This window comes from Bradyrhizobium sp. (assembly GCF_019244115.1).
GTDB lineage: Bacteria > Pseudomonadota > Alphaproteobacteria > Rhizobiales > Xanthobacteraceae > Bradyrhizobium.
On sequence record NZ_JAFATE010000298.1, the window covers coordinates 1 to 6,027 of the forward strand.

General features: G+C 68.1%; 4 protein-coding genes and 3 pseudogenes. 1 reads left to right on the forward strand and 6 read right to left on the reverse strand.

Annotation, left to right across the window (positions count from 1 at the left end):
- The 5 genes and pseudogenes from JOZ76_RS13375 to JOZ76_RS13390 all read right to left on the reverse strand — a co-directional run.
- Positions 1-346: pseudogene (locus tag JOZ76_RS13375) on the reverse strand (hypothetical protein); the annotation flags it as partial.
- A 142-nt stretch (positions 347-488) separates the two neighbouring features.
- Complete coding sequence (locus JOZ76_RS13380; RefSeq protein ID WP_291699103.1) at positions 489-2,876, reverse strand: Spy/CpxP family protein refolding chaperone; 2,388 nt, start codon at positions 2,874-2,876, stop codon at positions 489-491.
- 136 nt (positions 2,877-3,012) lie between these two features.
- Positions 3,013-3,282, reverse strand: a pseudogene (locus JOZ76_RS13385) (FAD-binding oxidoreductase); the annotation flags it as partial.
- A gap of 32 nt (positions 3,283-3,314) precedes the next feature.
- Positions 3,315-3,368: pseudogene (locus JOZ76_RS38225) on the reverse strand (FAD-binding oxidoreductase); the annotation flags it as partial.
- Positions 3,369-3,426: 58 nt separating this feature from the next.
- The gene (locus tag JOZ76_RS13390; protein ID WP_291699104.1) at positions 3,427-4,476 is read right to left on the reverse strand and encodes a Spy/CpxP family protein refolding chaperone; all 1,050 of its coding nucleotides are present in this window, start codon (positions 4,474-4,476) and stop codon (positions 3,427-3,429) included.
- A gap of 15 nt (positions 4,477-4,491) precedes the next feature.
- Between JOZ76_RS13390 and JOZ76_RS13395 the strand changes: the two genes are divergently transcribed.
- Positions 4,492-4,992, forward strand: coding sequence for a hypothetical protein (locus JOZ76_RS13395; RefSeq protein WP_291699105.1), 501 nt, complete (start codon positions 4,492-4,494; stop codon positions 4,990-4,992).
- Between the two features lie 137 nt (positions 4,993-5,129).
- Here the strand turns inward: JOZ76_RS13395 and JOZ76_RS13400 are convergent.
- Positions 5,130-6,027, reverse strand: an 898-nt coding sequence (locus JOZ76_RS13400; RefSeq protein WP_291699106.1) for an FAD-binding oxidoreductase, incomplete at its 5' end; no start/stop codon positions are given.

The window sequence follows — 6,027 nt, forward strand, 5'->3', positions numbered from 1 at the left end:
CGGCCTGATCGCCGAACAGCCGGCCCTTGCCGCCCGTTGCCTCGCTCTGTTGCGCCGCTTTCGCCTCAGCTTGTTGGGCAGCTTTCGCCTCGGCCTGTTGGGACGCCTTCGCCGTATCGGGGACATCGGCGCGCTGCCGCGGCGCGCGGGCCGCGTCACGCACGCTGGCGGACCTCGTCCGGGCCGGATAATGCCGGTGCAAGCGCGCGCCCGGCAACGCATGGCCGATCACCATGCGCAGCACGCCAAGCGGTCCACCGATGCGCATGCGTGCCTCAGCCGGCGCCGCGCTCGCCAGCGCGCTCACCAGAGCAATGACAACAATTTTGGTGCGCTGTTTCGACATGGCATTCCAAGGCGCGCCCCTCGCGCCGCCTGGCCACGCCAATCCTACGCCAGAAACGGACGAAAGTTCCATGCGACAGTGCCACGCGGCACCGTCGCGGCATCTTGGCACCGCCAACGCGTCGGCGGGATATCGCGGGATGTTAAGACATCGGCCGCTGCCGGCCGATGCCCTCGAACTGTGCCTTCTGCTCGTTGCTCAAGGTCGCATAAAACTCGTCGAGCGCCTTTCGCACCGGCTTGATCGCCTGCAGGATGACGTCGAGCCGCCTGGCGGTGGCGGCAAGCCGCGCCGGCGGCGTCGTCGCGCCCTTCACATCCGGGCAGGACTCCCTGATCAGCTCGGCGGCCCTGGTGTTGGCGTCACGCAGGGCCTGCAGCGCGACGCGCTGTGCCTTGTTTGGCCGAAGCCGGCGCTCGATCTCGTCGACCGGCCAGTCCGGCGCCGCAGCGGCACTGCCGCCGCACTGCGGCAGCCCGTTAGAGGCGGCGGCCTTGCGCGGATCAGTGGCCAGCGCATTGAACCGCCCCTTCTGCTCCTGGCGCAGAAGGGCATAAAGTTTTGCCAGCGGCGGCCGCATGATCGCGACCGCCGTGATCATCGCCTCGATGCGCTGTTGCATGGCCGCAAGCCGGCCAGGCGCCGTGAGCGTGGCCTGTTTCGGACAGGCGTCCCGAATCGCGCGGGCGGCCCGGATCGATGCATTGCCGAGATCATCGAGGGCGTCACGTTGCACGCGCGTCGGCTCGATCGCCCGCTGGATCTGATCGATCGGAACATCGGCGATGTCGCGGCTGTCGTCGCCGCACATCCGATTGAGGCGGGACGCGGTCTGCGGCGTGGACGGCGACGCCTGAATCACGGGTGGCGGGGCCTCGGTGGCGGGTGGAGTGATCTCTTCAGCGGGGGGCTCGATCGTGCTCATGCGCGGTGGCGCCTCACGCGCGGACGGCTCGACCTGAGCGGCAGGCGGTGTGGGCTCGACTGCGGGCGGCTCAGCCCGACTCATGCGGCGTGGCGCCTGCTCTGCCGGCGGCTCGGACTTGCCAGCAGTCGCCTTGGCCTGAGGGAACGGGAGCGCGACGTCATCTTTCGGCGGTTCGGCCCGCGCGGCGCGCGGTGCCGTCTGTTTCGCGGGCGGTTCGACCTTGCCGACAGGCGGCGCAACTTGACTCGCAGCAGGCGCGACCTCGGTTGCCGGCGGCTCGAGCCGGCTGACGCGCGGCGCCGCCTCACTTGCAGGCGGCACGGACTTGGCGACGGGCGGCGCAATCTTGCTCACAGGGGGCGCGACCTTGCGCGCCGGCGGCTCGACACGCGCGGCGCGCGGTGCCGCCTGACTTGCAGGCGGCTCGACCTTTTCGACGGGCGGCGTAACCTGACTCACAGGAGGTGCAATCTCGCGCACCGGCGGCTCGGCACGCGCGGTGCGCGGGGCCGCCTGACTGGCAGGCGGCTCGACCTTCTCGACGGGCGGGGCGACCTCGCTCACAGGCGGCGCGACCTCGCGCGCCGGCGGCTCGGCACGCGCGGTGCGCGGGGCCGCCTGACTGGCAGGCGGCTCGACCTTTTCGACGGGTGGCGCGACTTCGCTCACAGGGGGCGCCACCTCGCGCGCGGGCGGCTCGGCACGCGCGGTGCGCGGGGCCGCCTCACTTGCGGGTGGCACGGTCTTGGCGACGGGCGGCGCGACCTGACGCGTGGGTGGCGCGGCCTCGGCTGCGGGCGGCTCGGCCCGAGCGACGCGTGGCGGGGCCGCGTCAGGCCGCTGGGCGTTGCCGCGCGGAGCAACATCGCCCGCAGCAGCATCATGAGCATCGGAAGCAAAAATGCCGGCATAGATGTCGGCATAGCCGTAGTCCCAAAAACTGGAGTCGCCCCAGATCGTGTAATCGTAGAGGTCAAAATAGGCGAACGGCCAGAACAGCGGTCCGACCCAGCCATATCCACCATGAACGTGCCGCCGCCATCCCTCGTGGCGGCCATGCGAGCCTGCGAGCGCCGCCGTCGATGCGATCTGGGCGCGCGCCGCGGGATTGGCGAGCAGGTTCCGGCTGCGCAATGCGTGCCCATGCGCCAGCGCGTTCATCGCGTCGCGGACATTGGCTTGGCTGGGGGCGGCGCTTCGGACCTGACGGACGTTCCGGCCATGCTGTTGCGCGAAGGCGTGACCGCTCCTGAGACCGCCCGGCGAGACGTGAGCCGAGAACCCGCCATGATGGCCACCACCGGCATGCGCATAGCCATAACCGCCGTAATGACCACCATCGAAATGACCGCCGCCATAACCGTAGCCGCCGTAACCGCCACCGAAGGTGCGGCCTTCACCACCGTAGCCGCCACCACCGTAGCGGCCTCCGCCGTAACCGCCGCCAACGTACCCACCGCCGGAGTAGCCACCGCCGTAACCACCACCGCTGAAGCCGCCACCGCCAAAACCACCGCCGCCGAAACCGCCCCGCGCCAGCGCCGTGCTCGACAGCGCGGTTGCCAGAAGCAGAGCTGCAATCGCAATCTGTGATTTCGACATGGAACCCTCCACGCGCCAACCGTCTCGTGCGGCATCCTGATGATGCGACGGGAACGACAAGTTCCGCGCGCGACCTCGGCGAGCAGCACGCGGACGCGGCGATCGGAGCGGATAGAGGGAGAGGAATCGGCCGGATTTACGCCACCGGCACGATCTTTCCTGGGTTGAAAATATTTTGAGGATCCAGCGCCGCTTTCAGCGCGCGCATCGCATCCAGCGCCTCGGGCCCGAGTTCGCTGTTCATGTATTTCTGCTTGCCCTGCCCGATGCCGTGTTCGCCCGTGCAGGTGCCGCCCATCGCCTGCGCGCGCTCGACCAGGCGATGCATGAACTCTTCGCCGCGCGCCATCTCGTCGCGGTCGTCGGGGTCGCAGACCAGGGAGCAGTGGAAGTTGCCGTCGCCGACAGATATTCGTTCAGCGCCTTGCGGGTGACGCCGGGCTCGATCACGCAGTCGAGATCCTCGGCGTGGACCTCGATGACCCGGTTCATGTCACGCACGTCGATCAAGACGCCGCCCGCGGGATGGCGGCGACGCTTGCACGGGCATTTATGATGCTGGTCGCTGCCGACCGATTCCCTCGAACTGGGTCTTCTGCTCGTCGCTGAGGGTCCCGTAGACGTCGTCAACCGCTTTTCGCACCGGCCTGATCGCCTGCAACATGACCTCGAGCCGCTTGGCGGTGACGTCAAGCCGCGCCGGCGGCGTCGCCGCGTCCACGCCTTCGCAGCCCGCCTTCAGCAGGTCGGCCGCCTTGGCGGCGGCATCGCGCAACGTATCAAGCGCGGTGCGCTGGGTGTCCGATGGATGAAGTCGTTTCTCGATTTCGTCAGCCGGCCAGTCCAGCGCGACAACCTGTTCGACGCCGCAGGTGCGGGACGGCGCCGCCTTAGACGCTGATGCCTGACGGTGATCTTCAGCCAGTGCGTTGAATCGCGCCTTCTGCTTGTCGTCGAGAAGCGCGTAGAGTTGGTGCAGCGGCGTCCACAGTATCGCCACGGCCGAAATCATCGCCCCGATCCGCTGCTGCATGACGGCGAGGCGGCCGGGTGCAGTGAGTCCGACCTGGGTCGGACACGCATCCAGAATGACCCGGGCGGCCTGGATCGAAGCCGTGCCGAGCTCATCGAGGGCTGCGCGTTGCGCCTCGGTCGGCTCGATCGCATGCGCGATCTGATCGATCGGAAGGCCGGCGATGGCGCGGCTATCATCGCCGCACATCCCGCTCAGGGGCGCGGCCGTGGCGTGCCGATGCCCGTATCGGCGCGGAGCGAGATAGCCTGAAAGATCATCATGGCCATAAGGACCGAAGATGCCGGCATAAATGTCGCGGTAGCCATAGTCCCAGAAGCCGTGGTCACCCCAGATCGTGTAGTCGTAGAGGTCGTAATAGGCGAACGGCCAGAACAGCGGCCCCACCCATCCATATCCGCCATGGCCGTGCCGCCACCAGCCGTCGTGGCCGCCATGCCAACCGGCGAGCGCAGCAGCGGCCGCGATTTGCGTGCGCGCCGCAGGGTTGGAGAGCAGGCCTGCGTTGTGCAGCGCACGTCCATGCGGCAGCGCGTTCATAGCGCTGTAGACACTGGCTGCCTTCACCGCGGCGTTTGGGACGTGGCCGAATTTCTGACCATGGTGGGCCGCAAGAGCGTGACCGCTGAAAGCGGCGTGCGAAAATGCGTGGAAAGAAAACGTCGGACTGCCATGATGGCCGCCGAAATGCGCGAAGCCATGGCCGCCGTCGGAATGCGCGAAGCCATGACCGCCGCCGAAATGGCCACCTCCGAAATGCGCGCCGCCAAAGTGGCCTCCACCGATCTGGCCGCCGCCACCGGGCTGTCCCCCGCCGTGACCGCCGCCACCGACAGCGGCGCCACCACCACCGTGACCACCTCCGCCGTTTCCGCCGTTCCCGCCGCCTCCGCCGTTCCCGCCGTTCCCGCCGCCTCCGCCGTTCCCGCCGCCTCCGCCGTTTCCGCCGCCTCCGCCGTTACCACCGCCTCCGCCGTTTCCGCCCCCTCCGCCGCCGCCGTTTCCACCGCCTCCGCCGCCTCCACCCAGCGCCGCGCCAGACAGCACGGTCACGAGAACGACAGCAGCAATCGCGATACTTGATTTCGACATGGCACCCTCCCCTTCAGCCGGCCGTCGCTTGCGGCGTCAACAAGACGATGCGGAGCGGAAGCGTAAGTTCCGCGCAAAGCGGAAAGCGGCAGCCACGTTCAAAAGTCGAGCGAACAAATCGGCCGGATTTAGGCCCCCGGCACAATCTTGCCTGGATTAAAGATGTTCAGCGGATCCAGCGCCTGTTTCAGCGCGCGCATCGCATCGAGCGCCTCGGGCCCGAGTTCGTTCTTCAAATATTTCTGCTTGCCCTGCCCGATGCCGTGTTCGCCGGTGCAGGTGCCGCCCATCGCCTGCGCGCGCTCGACCAGGCGATGCATGAACTCTTCGCCGCGCGCCATCTCGCCGGCGTCCTCGGGGTCGCAGACCAGGGAGCAGTGGAAATTGCCGTCGCCGACATGGCCGACGATCGGCGACAGCAGATCGAAGCGCTTCAGATCATCTTCCGTCGCGGTCACGCAGTCGGCGAGCCGCGAGATCGGCACGCAGACATCGGTTGCGACCACGCCGGCGCCCGGCCGCAGCGCCTTGACCGACCAATAGGCGTCATGGCGCGCCTGCCACAGTTTTGTGCGGTCCTCCGGTCTGGTGGTCCAGGTGAAATCGCCGCCGCCGCATTCCCGTGCGATCTCGCCAAAATTCTTCGACTGCTCGGCGACCTCGATCTCGCTGCCGTGAAACTCCAGCAGCAGCAGCGGCGTCTCCGGCAGCGTCAGCTTTGAATAGGAATTGCAGGCCATGACCTGCGCGGCGTTGAGCAGCTCGATCCTTGCCAGGGGAATGCCGGTCTGGATTGCCAAAATCGTTGCCTGGCAGGCGCCGCCCACCGTCTCGAACGAGCAGGCCGCGGCCGCGATGGTCTCGGGAATGCCGCGCAGCCGCATGGTCAGTTCGGCAATGATGCCGAGCGTGCCCTCGGCGCCGATGAACAGATGCGTCAGGTCGTAGCCGGCGGCGGATTTTTTCGCCCGCGTGCCGGTCTTGATGATCTCGCCGTCGCCGCGCACCACCTTCAGCGCCAGCACG